Annotated in this window: 16 protein-coding genes and 1 riboswitch; of the genes, 9 read left to right on the top strand and 7 right to left on the bottom strand. The window is 38.0% G+C overall.

The annotated features are described in order from the left end of the window. Window positions 1-4: 4 nt before the first annotated feature. Entirely contained in the window at window positions 5-1,150 is a 1,146-nt protein-coding gene (locus LQ201_RS07410) for a methionine aminotransferase (protein WP_230140722.1), read from the bottom strand. A gap of 281 nt (window positions 1,151-1,431) precedes the next feature. On the opposite strand from LQ201_RS07410, the gene LQ201_RS07415 reads away from it, so the two are divergent. Then, on the top strand, window positions 1,432-2,964 hold the full coding sequence (locus LQ201_RS07415) for a DUF2271 domain-containing protein (RefSeq protein ID WP_230140724.1): 1,533 nt from the start codon (window positions 1,432-1,434) through the stop codon (window positions 2,962-2,964). Continuing rightward, a complete protein-coding gene (locus tag LQ201_RS07420; RefSeq protein ID WP_230140727.1) occupies window positions 2,930-3,619 on the top strand; it encodes a PepSY-associated TM helix domain-containing protein in 690 nt (229 codons plus the stop codon). Before LQ201_RS07415 ends, LQ201_RS07420 begins: the two co-directional genes overlap by 35 nt. Before the next feature lie 72 nt (window positions 3,620-3,691). On the opposite strand, the gene LQ201_RS07425 is transcribed toward LQ201_RS07420, so the two are convergent. Beyond that, window positions 3,692-4,918: a multidrug effflux MFS transporter gene (locus LQ201_RS07425; protein ID WP_230140729.1), complete on the bottom strand. Its 1,227-nt coding sequence runs from the start codon at window positions 4,916-4,918 to the stop codon at window positions 3,692-3,694. A 197-nt stretch (window positions 4,919-5,115) separates the two neighbouring features. Here LQ201_RS07425 and LQ201_RS07430 point away from each other — a divergent pair, with 197 nt between their 5' ends. Together LQ201_RS07430 and LQ201_RS07435 are read left to right on the top strand one after the other, a co-directional pair. Next, the gene (locus LQ201_RS07430) at window positions 5,116-5,886 is read left to right on the top strand and encodes a queuosine precursor transporter (RefSeq protein ID WP_230140731.1); all 771 of its coding nucleotides are present in this window, start codon (window positions 5,116-5,118) and stop codon (window positions 5,884-5,886) included. Window positions 5,887-5,927: 41 nt separating this feature from the next. Beyond that, entirely contained in the window at window positions 5,928-6,377 is a 450-nt protein-coding gene (locus LQ201_RS07435; RefSeq protein WP_230140733.1) for a hypothetical protein, read from the top strand. Between the two features lie 78 nt (window positions 6,378-6,455). Here LQ201_RS07435 and LQ201_RS07440 read toward each other — a convergent pair whose 3' ends face one another. The 3 genes from LQ201_RS07440 to LQ201_RS07450 all read right to left on the bottom strand — a co-directional run bounded on the left by LQ201_RS07440 (window position 6,456) and on the right by LQ201_RS07450 (window position 10,299). Then, window positions 6,456-7,700, bottom strand: coding sequence for a homoserine dehydrogenase (locus LQ201_RS07440; RefSeq protein WP_230140735.1), 1,245 nt, complete (start codon window positions 7,698-7,700; stop codon window positions 6,456-6,458). 131 nt (window positions 7,701-7,831) lie between these two features. Continuing rightward, window positions 7,832-8,929: a homoserine O-acetyltransferase gene (gene metX / locus LQ201_RS07445; RefSeq protein WP_230140737.1), complete on the bottom strand. Its 1,098-nt coding sequence runs from the start codon at window positions 8,927-8,929 to the stop codon at window positions 7,832-7,834. Between the two features lie 38 nt (window positions 8,930-8,967). Further along, window positions 8,968-10,299 carry an O-acetylhomoserine aminocarboxypropyltransferase/cysteine synthase family protein gene (locus LQ201_RS07450; protein ID WP_230140739.1) on the bottom strand — a complete coding sequence of 444 codons (1,332 nt, stop codon included), beginning with the start codon at window positions 10,297-10,299 and terminating at the stop codon, window positions 8,968-8,970. Window positions 10,300-10,560: 261 nt separating this feature from the next. After that, a riboswitch (SAM riboswitch) is annotated at window positions 10,561-10,671 on the bottom strand. 211 nt (window positions 10,672-10,882) lie between these two features. On the opposite strand from LQ201_RS07450, the gene LQ201_RS07455 reads away from it, so the two are divergent. Beyond that, complete coding sequence (locus LQ201_RS07455) at window positions 10,883-11,896, top strand: hypothetical protein (RefSeq protein ID WP_230140748.1); 1,014 nt, start codon at window positions 10,883-10,885, stop codon at window positions 11,894-11,896. 124 nt (window positions 11,897-12,020) lie between these two features. Here LQ201_RS07455 and LQ201_RS07460 read toward each other — a convergent pair whose 3' ends face one another. Then, the gene (locus LQ201_RS07460) at window positions 12,021-13,136 is read right to left on the bottom strand and encodes a PLP-dependent aspartate aminotransferase family protein (protein WP_230140751.1); all 1,116 of its coding nucleotides are present in this window, start codon (window positions 13,134-13,136) and stop codon (window positions 12,021-12,023) included. A 122-nt stretch (window positions 13,137-13,258) separates the two neighbouring features. Here LQ201_RS07460 and LQ201_RS07465 point away from each other — a divergent pair, with 122 nt between their 5' ends. From LQ201_RS07465 to LQ201_RS07480, 4 genes are all read left to right on the top strand, one after another. Beyond that, window positions 13,259-13,753 (top strand): hypothetical protein, encoded by a 495-nt coding sequence (locus tag LQ201_RS07465; RefSeq protein ID WP_055907819.1) that lies wholly within the window; start codon window positions 13,259-13,261, stop codon window positions 13,751-13,753. 438 nt (window positions 13,754-14,191) lie between these two features. Beyond that, window positions 14,192-15,385 (top strand): aminofutalosine synthase MqnE, encoded by a 1,194-nt coding sequence (gene mqnE / locus LQ201_RS07470; protein WP_230140753.1) that lies wholly within the window; start codon window positions 14,192-14,194, stop codon window positions 15,383-15,385. Between the two features lie 126 nt (window positions 15,386-15,511). Next, entirely contained in the window at window positions 15,512-16,135 is a 624-nt protein-coding gene (locus LQ201_RS07475; protein WP_230140755.1) for a histidine phosphatase family protein, read from the top strand. Window positions 16,136-16,174: 39 nt separating this feature from the next. Continuing rightward, complete coding sequence (locus LQ201_RS07480) at window positions 16,175-16,915, top strand: menaquinone biosynthetic enzyme MqnA/MqnD family protein (RefSeq protein ID WP_230140756.1); 741 nt, start codon at window positions 16,175-16,177, stop codon at window positions 16,913-16,915. Window positions 16,916-17,039: 124 nt separating this feature from the next. Here LQ201_RS07480 and LQ201_RS07485 read toward each other — a convergent pair whose 3' ends face one another. Beyond that, a complete protein-coding gene (locus LQ201_RS07485) occupies window positions 17,040-17,354 on the bottom strand; it encodes an HPF/RaiA family ribosome-associated protein (protein ID WP_057935301.1) in 315 nt (104 codons plus the stop codon). Between the last annotated feature and the right edge of the window lie 112 nt (window positions 17,355-17,466).

Below are 17,466 nucleotides of genomic sequence, written 5' to 3' on the forward strand. Positions count from 1 at the left end.
CTGGTTAAACGTTTTTTAATTTCTCTGCCGCTAAGGCAAGTGTTGCGTTTTCTTTAGCGAAGCAAAACCTGATAATTTTATGATCGGTTGCTTTTTGGTAAAATGCAGAAACCGGAATGGTGGCCACGCCAAATTCCTTGATCAGCCTCATGCTAAAATCGGTGTCTTTTTCATCGCTGATACCGCTGTAGCTTGCGCATTGAAAATACGAACCGTTGCAAGGTAAAAGCTTAAAACGGCTTTCAGCTAAAAGACTTTTGAAATAATCTCTTTTTTGTTGAAAGAATGTACCTATTTCAGTATAATTTTTTGGTTCTTTAATATAATCGGCAATAGCTTGCTGCATGGGACTATTAACGCTGAAAACATTAAATTGGTGTACCTTCCTAAATTCTTTGGTTAGTTTCTCTGGTGCCAAACAGTAACCCAGTTTCCAGCCAGTAGCATGTAAGAGCTTACCAAAGGAGGCTACAATAAAACTTCTTTGCTTTAATTCAGGATAAAGCATTACACTTTGGTGTTTTTGTTCATCGTAAATTAGATGTTCATAAACTTCGTCACTCAAGATTAAAATATCGGTTCCTGTAATCAGTTTAATAAGCGATTTCATATCATCTGAAGATAAAATACTACCCGTTGGGTTTTGTGGTGTATTTAAGATGATCATTCTGGTTTTGGCCGTAAACAATTTCTTAACCATATCCCAGTCAATGGCATAACTCGGCGGGGCAAGCTCGTAGGTTTTAACCAGGCCTCCTAAAAGTTTAATGGTAGGTGCATAACTATCATAGGCTGGCTCGAAAATGATAACTTCATCACCCGCATTGATAATGGCGGCCAATGCTGTAAAAATAGCTTGCGTTCCACCTGCTGTAACCGTAATTTCCGTTTCAGGATTATATTTTATGTTATATAGTTTTTCTACTTTTTCTGCTATGGTTTCTTTTAAAAAAGTAGAACCAGGCATCGGAGCATATTGATTATAACCATCTTGCATGGCTTTGTTTACCAATTCAACTAGTTTTGGATCGCAGGCATAGTCAGGAAATCCCTGAGAAAGATTAATGGCATTGTGTTCTGCGGCAAGTTTACTCATCACCGAAAAAATGGTGGTACTTACGCCAGGAAGTTTAGATTGTATATTAAGCATCTTATAAGCGAAAATAGGAAAAAAAAGCTTAAAGCGTAAAACCCCATGCCAAAAGCCCCGCTACTTGATTGTGCGATTGCAATTCTGCGTAAAGAGAAAATTTTAAGAATCATTAAACCCTAGTGTTAAATTAACGTCAATAACCAGCGTATTAAACAGACGGTTGTCGATGAATTTTAGTCCCGAAATTTTGTATTATTTCAAATATATTTCTGCTTATTTAAAATTAATCCAGATAAACCCCTTTCTTTGCATCTTAAAATCTCAATTATTCATTAAATATGAAGTTTAAACACTTAACCGCTGCCTTTTTACTGCTAATAAGTGCATCTGCATTTGTTAGCCCGAAAAAAGCTTTAAGAACTTTTGTTTCCAACTACGAAAATGTATTGGGCACATCGTTAGAATTAAAATTTAAAACAACCGATCAGGCCGATGCAGATGTAGCCGAAGCGCGTGCATTAAACGAAATAGATAGGTTAGATGATATTTTAAGTGCTTATAAACCTGACAGCGAGTTTAGTAAATGGATGAACAATGGTAAACAAACCACCAAAGTTTCGGCAGATTTGTTTGAAGTTTTAAAACAGTTTGAAAATTATAAAGTATTAACCAATGGCGCGCTTGACGCATCAGCTAAAGTAATAGGTGATGTTTGGAAAAAAGCAGCTGCCGAGGATCGTTTACCATCGGCTGAAGCATTGGCGCATGCAGTTACTTTGGTTAAACAAAAACACTACATTTTAAACGAGCAGAAAAAAACGGTTACCCGTTTAGATGATGCACCATTGGCATTAAATTCTTTTGCAAAAAGTTATATCATTAATAAAGCTGCGGAGAAAGCGCTTCAAAGCCCAGGAATTGAAAACGTGGTTGTGAATATTGGTGGCGATATGGTAATTAAAGGAAATCAGCCAGAAGCTATCGAAATAGCAAACCCTAAAGCTGATGCCGAGAACGATGCCGCACTAACAACAATTAAAGTATCTAATATGGCCGTGGCAACCAGTGGTAATTACCGCAAGGGTTTTAATGTAAATGGAAAATGGTATTCGCATATTGTTGATCCACGTACTGGAAAGCCAGCTTCAGAAATAATCAGTGCAACGGTTATTGGCCCTGATGCGAGTGAAGCAGGTGCTTTGGCTACTTCTTTTAATGTGCTTTCTATTGCTGAGATTGAGGCATTGACTGCGACTAGGAATGACATCGCCTACTTGTTAATCACTAAAGATGGCAAAGAAATTAGAAGCAAAGAATGGGCTAATTACGAGCTTGCTTTAAATAAGCCGGCTATTGTTTTAGATAAAGCAAGTAAAGCGGATAAACTTTGGAATACTAAATATGAATTAGTAGTAAACTTAGAAATTGCCAATATAGAATCTACAGATGGTAAACGTGTTCGTCGTCCGTTTGTGGCAATATGGATCGAAGATGCAGCTAAAACACCTGTACGTAATCTGGCTATTTGGTATAACAAACCACGTTGGTTGCCAGATTTAAAATCGTGGAGCCGTGCCAATGGCGATGAGTTTAAAAAAGGAGCAGAAGGAAAATTGAGTTCAACAAGCTCTGCAACACGCGGACCAGGTAAATACAGCTTATCATGGGATGGAAAAGACGATACTGGTAAATTGGTAAAAGCAGGAACTTACACCGTTTTTATTGAAGTAGCCCGTGAACATGGAACTTATCAGGTGATTGCAAAAGAAATGAAATTTACCGGCTCAGCAAAAAAAATAGAATTAACGCCAAATACAGAACTAACATCAGCATCTCTTGACTACAGAAAAATCGGAACCGCAAAAAAATAAGATAACGGTTGCACCTAGCGGCCTGGGCAAAAAACAGGTTAAAAAAGATAACGGAAAAGGTAAGGGTAAAAAGCGTTTAGCCGGTTTATCACGCTGGTTGCATATTTATTTATCGATGGTGAGTTTTACGATTCTGCTATTCTTTGCTGTATCGGGTTTAACCTTAAATCACGCTGATTGGTTTACTTCCGGTAAGGAAGTGGTTACTAAAGATTCTGGATCAGTAAGTTTAAAATGGGTAAACCAACCAGATACCAATAAGATCAACAAGTTACAAATTGTTGAGTTTTTTAGAGGTAAACATGAGGTTAAAGGCGCATTGAGCGATTTTAGAATCGATGATAGAGAACTGAGCTTAACCTTTAACGGCCCAGGCTACCTGGCCGATTCCTTTATAGACCGTGAAACCGGAAAATATGAATTAACCACTACCAGATTTGGTGCTGTGGCTGTGATTAACGACTTGCACAAAGGAAGAGATTCTGGTAAGGCCTGGTCGTGGATTATCGACATTTCTGCCGTGCTGATGACGTTGGTATCTATTTCAGGAATTATCTTAATCTGTTTTATTAAAAAGAAACGATTAAGCGGCTTCATCATCGCGGCAGTAGGTACAGTTATTTGCTATTTGATTTACAAGTTATTTGTACCATAAGTTAACCACAAAGACACTAAGGCCATTGAGATTATCTCTTTGTGTTCTTGGTGTCTTTGTGGTATAATGATATTAATGCGCTGCAACAGCCGCATCAGGCGATGCCTCCACTTCAGTGGTGATAAACCTTCTACCGATTAACAAACAGCCTAAAGCAATAAATGCAGCTGCTGTCATTACCAAAGGCATAGGCACAACCGAGTGTTCGCTAAATAAACTTACCATTACCGAGGCCAGCGCGCCTAATCCCATTTGTAAGGCACCCATTAAGGCCGATGCACTACCTGCATTCTTGGTAAATGGAGCGAGCGACAAGGCAGCTGCATTTGGGTTAATTAAACCTAAGCAGGCCAAAAATAAGGCGATAAAGCCGATGGTAGAATATAAATTTAACCAGTTATTTAAGGCGAAAACCAAAAAGATTAAACTAAAAATACATTGTGCAATAAGTGCGTAGGTTACAATATTTTTGCTGGTAAACCATTTTAGTATCAAGCTGTTCACTTGGCTCGATCCAATAAATGATACGGAAAGCAGTGCAAAGATCCAGCCGTAGCCTGTTTTACTTACCTCATATATTTTCATAAATACCTGCGGCGACGAAGATACATAGGCGAATAATCCCGAAAAAGTAATCGAGCTGATCAGCGCATAGGTGTAAAATTGAGGCTCTTTTAAAACGGTAAAGAAATTGGTTAAAATAGGCTTTGGTTTTAAAGAGTAATTCGGATCGGGTTTATAACTCTCCGGTAGCTTGAAAATTGAAGCCAGGAGCATTAAAACGGCCATCAATCCTAAAAATACAAACACATATTTCCAGCCCAGGGCAGAAATTAAGTAGCCGCCCGCGGTTGGGGCAAGCATAGGCGAAACCGCGATCACCAACATTAAGGAAGCAAATACTTTCGGGCTTTCTTCCACCGAAAAAAGATCCCGTACCATGGCAACAGACGCTACAGCAGTGGCACAACTTCCAATGGCCTGCACAAAACGTAAAACAATTAATTGGTTAACATCAGTTACAGCCAAACAAAGAAAAGAGGCAAGGATATAAAGCGCTAGGCCAAAATATAACGGTTTCTTTCTCCCAAATTTATCTAAGAGTGGACCATACAATAACTGACCGGCAGAAATCCCGATAAAAAAGCTTGATAATGATAGGGCTACAGTTGATTCATTACTTCTTAGATCTTTTGCAATATCAACAAAACCAGGTAGGTACATATCAATAGAGAAGGGACCAAGTGCCGCCAACGAACCTAAAATAAGTATGAGATAGAAGTGTTGTTTTTTAGCCATGAAGATTACCAGATTTTGTTATCGCAAAGATTGGGAGATTTAATTTGTTAACCTATTTTTACCGTCGAACGATTGTAAAAATCATATTTTATTATTGAACGATTAAAGCGGGTGGCTGCGTAATCTTTGTGTTATCTCAGTTAAAAATACGATGATTGTTATACTAAATCTGCTATTTATTTCTAGATTTATAGTCTATGACTTTTAAGACAAAAGAAAGCCGTTTACTGCTCATTCTGGGTAGCTTTTTTGTAGCAAACGCTATATTATCAGAGTTTATTGGAGTTAAATTGTTCAGTGTTGAAGAAACGCTGGGCTTTAAAAAGTTCGATATAAATTTATTGGGTGTTCCGCATCTGTCCTTTGTAATGTCGGCAGGAGTATTAACCTGGCCGATTATTTTCATCATGACGGATATTATAAATGAATATTTTGGTGTTAAACAAGTTCGGTTCTTGTCTATTCTTACCGCCATATTAATTGCATTTGCCTTTCTGGTGGTTTGGGGATCGATGCATTTAACTGCCGCTGATTTCTGGGTGCATCAAAATATAAACGGAGAAGACCTCAATATGAATAATGCATTTGCAGGGATATTCGGGCAAGGGATGTGGATCATTGTAGGTTCGATCACGGCCTTTATTATCGGGCAAATGGTTGATGTATTGATCTTCCATAAGATAAAAAAAATAACAGGAGAGCGGGCACTTTGGTTACGCGCTACAGGTTCTACTTTAGTCTCTCAGTTTATTGATAGTTTTGTGGTGATTTTTATTGCATTTTATATAAATCCTCAATACCATTATAGCTGGCAACAAGTTTTTGCCATTGGCTTAGTAGGATATACCTATAAATTTATTGTGGCTATTTTAATGACCCCGATTTTATATATCGTACATGCCATAATTGATGGTTACTTAGGGAAAGACCTCGCACACAAGCTGATCAAAATGGCTGGCAGGGGATAAATATTTAAAACAAATAATAACCAAATTAATACATCCCATTTATGAGAAACATTTTAATGCTATTGGCAGTATTTTCATTATTTTCTTGTGTTAACAAAGATGCAGGCAAAAAAGGTTCAGACCTTGATATTCAGGGTACCTGGCAATTATTATCGGCTACAACCATCGAAAATGGAACTAGCCAAACAACGGATTATTCCGGCAAGCTGAAAATGATCAAGATGTTTAACGATACACATTTTGCATTTTTAAAACATAGCCTTAATCCTAAAGATACCAGCAGTTTTGATGCTGGTGGAGGAAGTTATGTATTGGATAAAGATGATTATACCGAGCATTTAGAATACTATAAAAACAAAGACTGGGAAGGCAAAACTTTTAAGTTTAAACTCGCTATCCATAAAGATACTTTGATTCAGAAAGGCATTGAGAAGGTAGAAAAAGCAGGGGTAGACCGGGTGATTATCGAAAAATACATTAAGGTAAAGTAATTAACGCAAAAGGTCGGACTCGCTCCGACCTTTGTGCTTAACAACAAAACAAATAAAAAAATTAACCTTAAAAATAAATTATAGGCTTGCCAATTCCTGGGCAAATACATTTTCACTCAATTGCTCCTGTTTGTATATCTGTCTGCCTGTGTAAGCCACAAAAACAGATTCATCCAAAAGCAAGTCGCGGTTCTTAATTAAACTTTCTAGCTTAACTGTTCCAACCACATATTTATAGCTGTTTGCAGCATAACGTTCGCTGATGTTGTCAAATTCCAACAGTGTAATCAGATCTTCATCTGCATAACGCAGGTAAATCTCCAATAAAATTTCTCCCGTATGTTTTACACCATTTTCTGAGTGGTATTTTTTGTACTCGTAACGGTAATCGTAACGCAAGGCCGCAATATCAGAAAGTACAGCAGCACCCGTAGGGTGGCCTCCAGCACCTTTACCATAGAAAAACTGTTTATCAGCAAAAGCCGCCTGAACTGCAACTGCATTGTATTCATTTTCTACGTTGTAAAGGAAATCATCTTTAGCTACCAGTTTTGGCAGTACATAAGTTACAATATCTTTTGTATTCACTTTACGTGCCGTAGGAACCAATTTAATTTTAAAGTTTTTCTCACGCGCATATTTAATGTCGTGCTTAGAAAGGTTCTGTATGCCAATGTTTAAAATGGCATCTGGATTTACAAATAAACCATATGCGTGTGCTGTAGCAATAGCCAGTTTATATTTTGGATCGTAGCCTCCCACATCCAAAATCGGGTCGGTTTCTGCGAAACCTAAATCTTGTGCTTCTTTTAAAGCCGAGTCGTAACTTTGGTTCTCATTAAATATTTTCGACAAAATGTAATTAGATGAGCCATTAAAAATTCCACTCAAAGCATGGAATAATTCATTGTCGTAATACTCTTCCAGGTTACGGATAATTGGAATACTGCCGCAAACGGCTCCTTCGTACAATAAAGAAGTACCATGTTCTTGTTGTAAATCTACCAGCTCTTTTAAGTGCGTGGCGATCATTTTTTTATTGGCAGATACTACATTTTTACCGTTTTTTAATGCAGTGGTTACAATTTCGTAAGCAGCATCAGCATCATTAATTAATTCTACAATTGTATTGATCTCTGTATTGTTCAGTATTTCGTTGCGATCAGTGGTAAACAGATCTTTATTAAGGGTACGCTTCTTTCTTGGGTCTTTTATTGCAATTTTAATGATCTCCAGATTCAGGTTCTGGCTTTGGATAATATCCAATAAACCTTGTCCTACAACACCGAAACCAAATAAACCGATTTTTAAATTCTTACTCATTTTTTTTAAGTGATTACACAGATAAATGGATTACACCGATATAGCTGTTCTTATTTTGTGATTTATTTTAAATTTTATTATGGTATCCGGTTTTTCACCTTCAACCTTTACACCCTCTACCTTCTACCTTTCTAAGCGGTATGCTGTAGTTTGATTATTTTTTTATTCCGGCTTTCCTTGATGAAGTTTCCAATTACCTTAGTCAAGGCATCTGTTTCGATTAAAAATCCATCGTGACCATAATCTGAGTGTAAGGCACTAAATTCCGCGCCTAGGATATGATCGGCCAGGTATTTTTGCTCCGATAAAGGAAACAAAACGTCATTTTCTATCCCGATTACCAAAGTATTTGCCGTAATTAATTTTAGTGCATCAGAAATGCTTTTGCGGTTACGGCCAACATTGTGGCTGTCCATGGCTTTGGTTAAATAATAATAACTGTAAGCGTTAAAGCGATTAATCAGTTTTTCTCCCTGATAGTTCTGATAAGAAGAGGATCTGAAATTGTCGGTTTTATCGTTTACGCTTTCTACCTGTGTACTGCCGTAAGCACTATAGGTTCTATAACTTAAAAGTGCAATGCTACGGGCTGTTTTTAAACCTTTGCTGCCACCGTTGGGCTGGTTGGCATAAAAAGTTCTATCGGTAGTAATGGCCAAACGCTGACTTTCGTTAAATGCAATTCCCCATGGAGAATGTGTTGCATTAGTGGCAATCAGGATCAGGTTTTCGATTTTATTCGGCTCCGAAATGCTCCACTCAACAGCCTGTTGTCCGCCTAAAGAACCTCCAATTAATAATTTAATATAATCAATGCCTAAATGCGAAGCCAATAATTGGTGTGCTGATACTAAATCGCGGATGGTAAACTGTGGAAACGAAAGGTAATAAGGTAAGCCTGTTACGGGGTTAGTACTTAATGGGTTTGTGCTACCGTAATGCGAGCCTAAAACATTAGCGCAAACGATATAATGCTCTTCAGGATTGAACAAAGCATTTTCACCGAACAAACCTTCCCACCATTCAAAAACATCAGCATTGGCGGTAAGTGCATGACAAACCCAAATCACATTATCTTTATTTGCATTTAATTTGCCATAAGTTTGATAAGCAACTTGCAGGTTACGGATCTTTTTTCCGCTCTCTAATTTAAACTGTTTGTTATAACTATATGTTGATGCAAAATTCCCTGAAGTAGATTTTACATTATCGTTTTTACTGTTATGCATTTTGTAATGTTGTTGTTGTTAAAAAGCCCCTAAGGGGTTTAGGCTTGTAAATTCTCTGCCGGAACTGTAGCATTAATGGTTGCAAATGCCTGTTCGAAATCGGCTTTGATATCATCAATATGCTCAATGCCTACTGAAACCCTCAGCGCGTTCGGTTTAACACCGGCAGCTAATTGTTCTGTTTCGCTCAATTGCTGGTGTGTTGTGGCAGAAGGCTGAATGATCAGCGTTTTTGCATCACCCACATTGGCCAGGTGCGATACCAGTTTTAAGTTATCAATTACCTGTGTTGCGTTTTCTTTGCTTCCAGCCAATTCGAAAGATAAAACCGCACCAAAACCATTGCTTAAATATTTTTTAGCCAGGTTGTTATATTTACTGCTGGCTAAGCCAGGGTACTGAACTTCTTTAACTAATGGATGGTTTTCTAACCAGGTTGCTAATTCTAGAGCATTATCTACATGGCGTTGAACGCGGAGTGATAAAGTTTCCAATCCTTGTAATAATAGAAAAGAATTGAAAGGCGATAGGGCAGGTCCCAGATCTCTTAATCCTTCTACACGGGCACGGATAATAAACTGGATATTGCCAAATGGTCCGCCGATACCAAAAACATCGCTGAAAACCAAACCATGATAACCTTCTGAAGGCTCAGAGAATTGAGGGAATTTCCCATTGCCCCAGTTGTAATTTCCACCGTCAACGATAACGCCCCCAATACTTGTGCCATGGCCACCGATCCATTTCGTTGCAGATTCTACAACAATGTTAGCGCCATGCTCCAATGGTTTAAACAAATAACCCCCAGCGCCAAAAGTATTGTCGACCACTAAAGGTAGATCGTATTTTTTTGCAATTGCGGCAATTTTTTCGAAATCAGGCACACTAAATGCAGGATTACCGATGGTTTCCAAAAAGATTGCTTTGGTTTTATCGGTAATTTTGCTTTCAAATTCTTCAGGTACATCTGGATTGGCAAAATCGACATGAATACCCAAGCGCTTAAAAGCTACTTTGAATTGATTATAGGTTCCTCCGTAAATGTGAGATGAAGAAACGATGCTATCACCAGCCTCCAATATGTTATTTAACGCTATAAATTGAGCGGCTTGCCCCGATGCGACTGCCAAAGCAGCTACACCACCTTCTAAAGCGGCAATACGTTTTTCGAAAACATCGTTGGTAGGATTCATGATCCTGGTGTAGATATTGCCAAACTCTTTTAATGCAAATAAGTTAGCCCCATGTTCGGCATTTTTAAATCCATAAGAAGTGGTTTGGTAAATGGGAACAGCCCTTGAGCCTGTTGTTGGATCTATTTCCTGACCAGCGTGTAATTGTAAAGTTTCAAATTTATATGATGTTGACATAATTTCTATTTTTTAGTTGATGTGATTAGATAACAGAATTAGGATCATCCTAAAACCTAGCAGGGCGTATCCCGGTTTCCCGGGACCTTCCAATTTGAAAGAAACAAAAAAGGAAGATTTTTAAATTACTGTATGCAACAGCACATACAAGTAAACGCACGCATATCACAACTAATAAAAAAAATAGAAGTTTGTTCTACCTTTTTAAGGTTTGCACTGGGCTCGCTTAGCGATTGAAGATTTAATGTTTTCATCAGTTCTAATTTATATCTCCAAATAACACCATGTTATCCGGTCAGGAATTGGCACCTTCTCTTTCTGAGGGTTGCCAGTGGGTCATCGAGCCAGTCTCTCGCCACTTCTTTATAAATCAACCCGTGAAGATTGACTTTTATTTAGCTATCTGCCAAATAATATTCCAAATGTCTGAATTTAATTTTAATCCACAAAATAAAATTTTGAAATTACATTAACTCGCTGAAAATGAATTGCGTATTTTTATGATGCAATGACAATCTGAAACTTTAATACTGAATTAACGCTTAAAATTCTAAGTTTGTGGTACCTATCTAAATTAATTATGATGAAAAATACAAAATCCCTATGTTTAGGCCTGTTGTTTACTATCGCAGGTTTAAATAATGTAAACGCTCAATTTGGAGGCTTAAAAGATAAATTATTAAAAGTGGGCACTGCCCAGGGCGCGAAAGCTTTAGGCGTAGACAAATTTTTAAAACAACCTGCTGCTATTACCACTAATTTTGAAGACGTAAATAGAGAGGGCGAAAAGCTGCCTGATTTTATTAATTCATTAAATTTAAAAGCCCAGCCCTTGTATTTACTGCCTAAAAATCCAGATGGTGGTTTTGTGCTTTGCGAGGGGCTTTATGAAATGACCAATAAAAGTTATTGTCTAAAAGCCGGAACTTTCGCCCCATCAAAGGGTGATGGTTACATGTTTGCACCCGTTTTAGGCCCTAAAGAAGAAATTGTGGTTGCTATACTGAAAAGCGCTGAGAAACATCCTGATGTAGATCAACACGATATTCAGGCATTATTATGGACTATTATTGCAAGAACAAAATTTGCTGATTTTAATGGACAGGTTAAAGTAACTGCCATTAAATTGTTAACGCCAAAACAACTTACACAATTAGAAGGTGGTGCTTTAGGTGTTTTGCCTTTCGATGTAATGGAGAAGGCTAAAGACCAGCTGCCGTCAGGGGTGAGAGCTGTTTTTGAAGCAGAAAATAATATCCGTCAACTGGTGTCGTCTGGAAATTATACTTATGCCGATATGGAAAAATATGCAATTATAGCGGGTATGGCGCCACCAAGAAGCGATGTGCCAAGTGGTATCTGGACCAAACACCCTGATGGTTATTATGTGCGTTATTTTCCTTCTGGTTATTCGATTACAAAGGTACAGGTTTATGTACCTAAAGAATTATTAGCCGGTGGTACAAAATTAATATATGATGCTGCTGGTGACATTGCCTGCCCGGCTAATACAGGTTCGCAACGTCTGGCACAAACAAATGAGCCATTAGAAGCAAATTATTCACTTAAATTGACTACGATTTGTAATCCGAAATAGATTTCAAAACAAATATTCGTCATTGCGAGAAGGAACGACGAAGCAATCTTAAAGCGCACGATAGTAGCGATCGTTGTAAGATTGCTTCGTCGGCTGAAAAAGCCTTCTCGCAATGACGATTTTTTTAACCCAGTGCCTGCGCCAAATCGGCTATAATATCGTCTACATGCTCTAAGCCTACAGAAATACGGAGTAAATTTTTTGGTGTTTTACTATCGGGGCCTTCTACCGAATAACGATGTTCGATTAAACTCTCTACACCTCCTAAACTGGTCGCTTGTGCAAATAACTGAACCTTATTTGCCACTTTGTGAGCCGCTTCAACATCTCCCTTAACCAGGAACGACATCATTCCACCAAAATCTTTCATTTGTTTCTTTGCAATTTCGTGCTGAGGGTGACTTTCCAAACCCGGATAAAAAACAGCTTCAACATTCTGATGTTTGTTTAAATAGTCGGCTATGATTTTTCCATTTTCACAGTGGCCTTTCATGCGATAAGCCAGTGTTTTAATGCTTCTGGTTAACAGAAAACAATCAAAGGGAGAAGGCACCGCTCCACCCGTTTGCTGAATGTTTTTGATTTTCTCCCACAACTCATCTTTTTTCGCCGTTACCAGAATTCCGCCAAGTACATCGCTATGGCCACCCAGGTATTTGGTACTGCTATGCATCACAATATCAGCACCCAGTAAAATCGGGTTTTGTAAAATAGGCGAAGCAAAGGTGCTGTCGCAGGCCATTGTAATGTTTTTAGCTTTAGCTATTTTGGCAATTTGTTCGATATCGGTAATCTTTAATAATGGATTAGATGGGGTTTCGGTCCAGATCAATTTGGTGTTAGGTTTGATGCTCGATTTTATCAGATTTAAATCAGTCTGATCAATAAAATCAAATTCCAAACTATCGTTAAAAATCGTAAGAAGCTGTTTTTTAATACCCCAATACATATCATCAGGCGCAATAATGTGGCTGCCAGGTTTCAAAGCCTGAAACAAAACCATACCACAGGTATTGCCCGAAGAAAAAGCAGCAGCATCTTCGCCATATTCTAATTTGGCTACAGTGTTTTCTAAAGCAGACCGGTTTGGATTGCTTACCCTGCTATACATATGCCCTCCGGGATAACCTCCATCTTCGTCGCGAAAAAAAGTTGTCGATAGATTAATAGGTAGGGTAACATCGCCGGTAATGCTTTTTACAAGATTAGAAGCGTGAATAGCAAGGGTTTCGGGTTTCATGATAATTGATTTTGATCGAAGTGATATGGTGATGCAATTTAATAATTTGGCGCTAATTTAAGGTTCGTAATGGTTTTGGCAAGATTTATGTAACAAGTTTGACGAAATTAAATTAAACAAAAATGAAAAGATTATTTATAGCTATCGCAATAGCATGTTCTACTTTAGTAATGTTACAAAGTTGTAATACTGCAAAAAGAGTAACTGCAGGTGTAACAGGTAGCAGAGGTACAGTTGTGCGCGAATGGGTAGTGAGTAATGTAGCTTTAGAAGGATTACCTGATGGCGCTGTTCAAGGTTTATTTGGAGAGAAATCTTACAAATGTTTTCAGGGAAGTACATGGAACTTAACCAATAGCGGTAATGGTTCTTACACGTTACCAGCATCAAGTGCTTGTGGTTCGGTAATGCAGACTATTTTCTGGTCGGCAGCACCTAAAGATCAAACCTTTCAGTTTAAGAAAATATTTGAAGGGGATAAAGCTAAAAACGTAACAGAAGGTTACCGTTTAGTATTAACTGATCTTTCCAGCACACAAATGATCTTGAAATCGCCGATTGAATTTGGTGGTAAAACTGCAAACATCGTTTTAACGTTTGTACCTGCAGCAAGATAGTTAGCTAAAAAATATCAACCTGTGAAAAACATATAAAGCACTTCTGAAAAGAGGTGCTTTTTTTGTTTGCCATCTTTTAGGATTGCCACGGAAACACGGATTTACACGGAGTTTCTTAGACTCTTTTATAGTAGGTTTTAACCACAGATAACACAGATATAAATTAGAATCAGGTTTTGTCTTACATATCTGGCCGTCAAGCGGGGTAACATCAGTTTATACGGAAGTTTGACAGTTATTTTTCCGTGACTTCCGTGTTTCTGTGGCTAATATTAACGCCTACAGCTAAGCTCACTTAAAAAAGCAATCAATATCTGTATTTATCTGTGTTCATTTGTGGTTAATAATCAAGGACAACATTCAAAAATCGCGGTTTGTTACAAGAAAATGATTTTCAAATCGCCTCATTATTGTATTTTTGTTCAAAATAAATCAGGAATGAACACAACTGAGCAAGTTGAAAAAATATTAGCTGATACCAATTTATCAACTGAATTACAAAACATAGCACACAAAGTCCTTCATGGAGAACGTATTACCTTTGATGAAGGCGTTTATTTGTACGAACATGCAGAACTGGGTTACCTTGGTGTTCTGGCAAATTTTATCCGCGAACAAAAACACGGTGATAAAACTTATTTCAACCGGAACTTCCATTTAGAACCTACCAATCTATGCGTTTACGACTGCAAATTTTGCTCGTACTCCCGTTTAATTAAACAAAAAGAAGAAGGCTGGGCCTTAACGATGGAGCAGATGCTCGATATCGTTAAAAAATATGATGGCGAACCTGTAACAGAAGTGCATATTGTAGGTGGGGTACTTCCTCAATACGATGTGGCCTTTTATTCTGCTTTATTTACCGCTATTAAACAGCACCGCCCTGATTTGCACGTGAAGGCATTAACGCCTGTGGAGTACCATTATATCTTTAAGAAAGCCAAAATCGACTACGCAACGGGTATGCGTTTGATGAAAGAGGCCGGACTAGAATCAATACCAGGTGGAGGGGCAGAGATTTTTCACCCTGAAATCAGAGAGCAGATTGCTAAAGATAAATGTACTGGTCAGCAATGGCTTGATATTCACGAAGAATGGCACAAACTTGGTATGCGTAGTAATGCGACCATGCTTTATGGTCATATCGAAAAATATTGGCACCGGGTAGATCATATGGAGAAATTACGTGAATTGCAGGATCGCACAGGTGGTTTTCAGACTTTTATTCCGCTAAAATTCAGAAATCAACATAATCAGATGAGCAATGTGCCTGAAACTTCAGTGATTGAAGACTTAAGGAATTATGCCATCGCCCGTATTTACATGGACAATTTCGATCATATTAAAGCCTATTGGGCAATGATCAGTCGTGAAACAGCTCAGTTATCCTTAAATTATGGTGTTGATGATATAGACGGAACCTTGGATGATACCACAAAAATATATTCAATGGCCGGAGCCGAAGAGCAAACACCCGCAATGAGCACCAAAGAGCTGGTGAATCTGATTAAACAAGTGGGCAGAAAAGCAATAGAACGCGATACTTTATATAATGTGGTTACCGATTTCGAGCACGTCGTTTTCGAAGAAGAAAAGAAACCTCAATATTATAAGCTACCCGTTGTTAATTAATAATCGAATGAAAGAATGAGAGATTGAGTGAATGTGATAGGCAACTCGGTATTTGATCATTCAAAACTCAATCATTCAATAATTAAACAATCAATAACTCAATCATTCAAAATTCAATCATTATTGATGAAGGAAATATACATTATACGCCACGGCGAAACGGAACTTAACAGACAAGGCATAGTACAGGGCAGAGGTATAAATTCTGACTTAAATGATTTAGGTAGGGCGCAGGCAGAAGCTTTTTACCAAACCTATAAAAATGTACCTTTTGATAAGATTTATACTTCGGATTTAAAACGTACCTGGCAAACCGTCCAGAAGTTTATTGATTTGGGATTACCCTGGGAAAAACTTTCGGGCTTAGACGAATTGGCCTGGGGCGTTTGGGAAGGAAAACCGAATACAGAAGATGCACGTGATGCATTCCGTGAGATGCTGCAGAGCTGGCAGGATGGTGATTATACAGCACATTTCGAGGGTGGCGAGAGCGTTCAGGATGTTTACGAACGCTTAAAACAGCCGATGGAAGTTTTGATGAGCAGACCTGAAGAAAAAACAGTTTTACTTTGCATGCATGGTAGAGCGATGCGCGTTTTCTTGTGTTTATTGTTAGGCAAACCGCTGAGCGAAATGACTGAGTTTCCACATCAAAATACGGTGCTTTACAAAATGGGATTCGAAGATGGAAAATTTACGGTTCTTGAGTTTAACAGTGCCCTTCATTTAGACGGTTTAGTAATTGAATAATTCGCTTAACGCCAAACGTGAAGCGCAAAACATAACACCTTGAATAAGATTAAAATATCGGCCGTTGCCTATACCAATACCAAAGCTTTTATATACGGATTAGAACATTCGGACATTATAAATAAAATTGATTTAAGTTTAGATATTCCTTCAGATTGCGCAGCTAAAGTAATTAACGGTCAGGTTGATATCGGTTTAATGCCTGTAGCAGCTATTCCCTTGGTTCCAAATGCCAATATTGTTGCCGATTATTGTATTGGAAGTGATGGTAGTGTAAATTCTGTATTCATTTTTAGTGAAGTTCCTGCCCATGAAATTAAAACGGTAAGACTGGATACCCACTCGCGCACCTCAAACAATTTAGCCAAAGTATTGCTTAAGTTCCATTGGAAAAAAGAAGTGGAGTTTACTACAGATCCTGCTGCAAAAACCGATGCTTTTGTTTTAATAGGCGATAGAACCTTTGGAAAAAAAGAAGACTTTGCCTACGCTTATGATATGGGTGAGGAGTGGAAAAACTTTACCGGATTACCCTTTATGTATGCTGCCTGGGTAGCAAATAAAGAAGTCTCACAAGAATTTAAGGCTGAATTTAATGCCGCTTTAAAATTTGGTTTAGCGCATAGAAAAGAAGTTTTACAGGAATTACCTGAAGTGCCGAATTTCGACCTGGAAGATTACCTGTACCACAAACTTCAATTTGATGTTACCGATGATAGAAAGAAAGCTTTAAATCTGTTTTTGGGATATATTGAAGAACTGAAAAAAGTAAGTATATAAATTAAATCGTCATTCCCAACCTGATTGGGAATCTTAATGCATTGCTACGACTGCTTTAAGATTAGCTTCGCTGAGCACTGCGTGGTTCCCGCCTACGCGGGAATGACGCCCACGCTAAATAAATTCAATGCGCTTTCATCTTTCCAGCCACTTTTTCGAGTGTACTTTTTAATTTTGTTAAAGCACCTGTAATAGCCAAATCGTAGGTATTACCCATATTGGTAACGGCTATAGGGTCTTTTCCAGTTATTCTGGCCTCTAATAAACATCTTTTGTCATCTAAGCCATCTTTACTGCCGTTTTCATCAGATAGATGAACTTCTAAGCGCGTAATTAGATCGCTGTATCTGCTCAAACCTTCATTTAACTGTGTCTGGATTTTTTCGTCGTATTCTTGGTGTATGGTTAAATTTTTGTCGGTATTCAATTGGATCGTCATAATTAAAAATATTAGTTATTAATTTATATTAATGTAACACACAACTGTGAGAAACGTTTTTGAATAATGGTTAATTGTTGAAACTGTTTAAATCGGTTAACTGTTGAAGAAA

The organism is Pedobacter sp. Bi126, from assembly GCF_918698245.1.
GTDB lineage: Bacteria > Bacteroidota > Bacteroidia > Sphingobacteriales > Sphingobacteriaceae > Pedobacter.

Excerpts from the sequence above, each read along its gene's own strand:
- LQ201_RS07485 (WP_057935301.1), bottom strand. The coding sequence starts at position 17,354 with ATGACGATCCAATTGAATACCGACAAAAATTTAACCATACACCAAGAA.
- LQ201_RS07465 (WP_055907819.1), top strand. The coding sequence starts at position 13,259 with ATGAAAAGATTATTTATAGCTATCGCAATAGCATGTTCTACTTTAGTA.
- LQ201_RS07410 (WP_230140722.1), bottom strand. The coding sequence starts at position 1,150 with ATGCTTAATATACAATCTAAACTTCCTGGCGTAAGTACCACCATTTTT.
- LQ201_RS07425 (WP_230140729.1), bottom strand. The coding sequence starts at position 4,918 with ATGGCTAAAAAACAACACTTCTATCTCATACTTATTTTAGGTTCGTTG.
- LQ201_RS07430 (WP_230140731.1), top strand. The coding sequence starts at position 5,116 with ATGACTTTTAAGACAAAAGAAAGCCGTTTACTGCTCATTCTGGGTAGC.
- LQ201_RS07450 (WP_230140739.1), bottom strand. The coding sequence starts at position 10,299 with ATGTCAACATCATATAAATTTGAAACTTTACAATTACACGCTGGTCAG.
- LQ201_RS07455 (WP_230140748.1), top strand. The coding sequence starts at position 10,883 with ATGAAAAATACAAAATCCCTATGTTTAGGCCTGTTGTTTACTATCGCA.
- LQ201_RS07415 (WP_230140724.1), top strand. The coding sequence starts at position 1,432 with ATGAAGTTTAAACACTTAACCGCTGCCTTTTTACTGCTAATAAGTGCA.
- LQ201_RS07435 (WP_230140733.1), top strand. The coding sequence starts at position 5,928 with ATGAGAAACATTTTAATGCTATTGGCAGTATTTTCATTATTTTCTTGT.
- LQ201_RS07440 (WP_230140735.1), bottom strand. The coding sequence starts at position 7,700 with ATGAGTAAGAATTTAAAAATCGGTTTATTTGGTTTCGGTGTTGTAGGA.
- metX (WP_230140737.1), bottom strand. The coding sequence starts at position 8,929 with ATGCATAACAGTAAAAACGATAATGTAAAATCTACTTCAGGGAATTTT.
- LQ201_RS07475 (WP_230140755.1), top strand. The coding sequence starts at position 15,512 with ATGAAGGAAATATACATTATACGCCACGGCGAAACGGAACTTAACAGA.
- mqnE (WP_230140753.1), top strand. The coding sequence starts at position 14,192 with ATGAACACAACTGAGCAAGTTGAAAAAATATTAGCTGATACCAATTTA.
- LQ201_RS07460 (WP_230140751.1), bottom strand. The coding sequence starts at position 13,136 with ATGAAACCCGAAACCCTTGCTATTCACGCTTCTAATCTTGTAAAAAGC.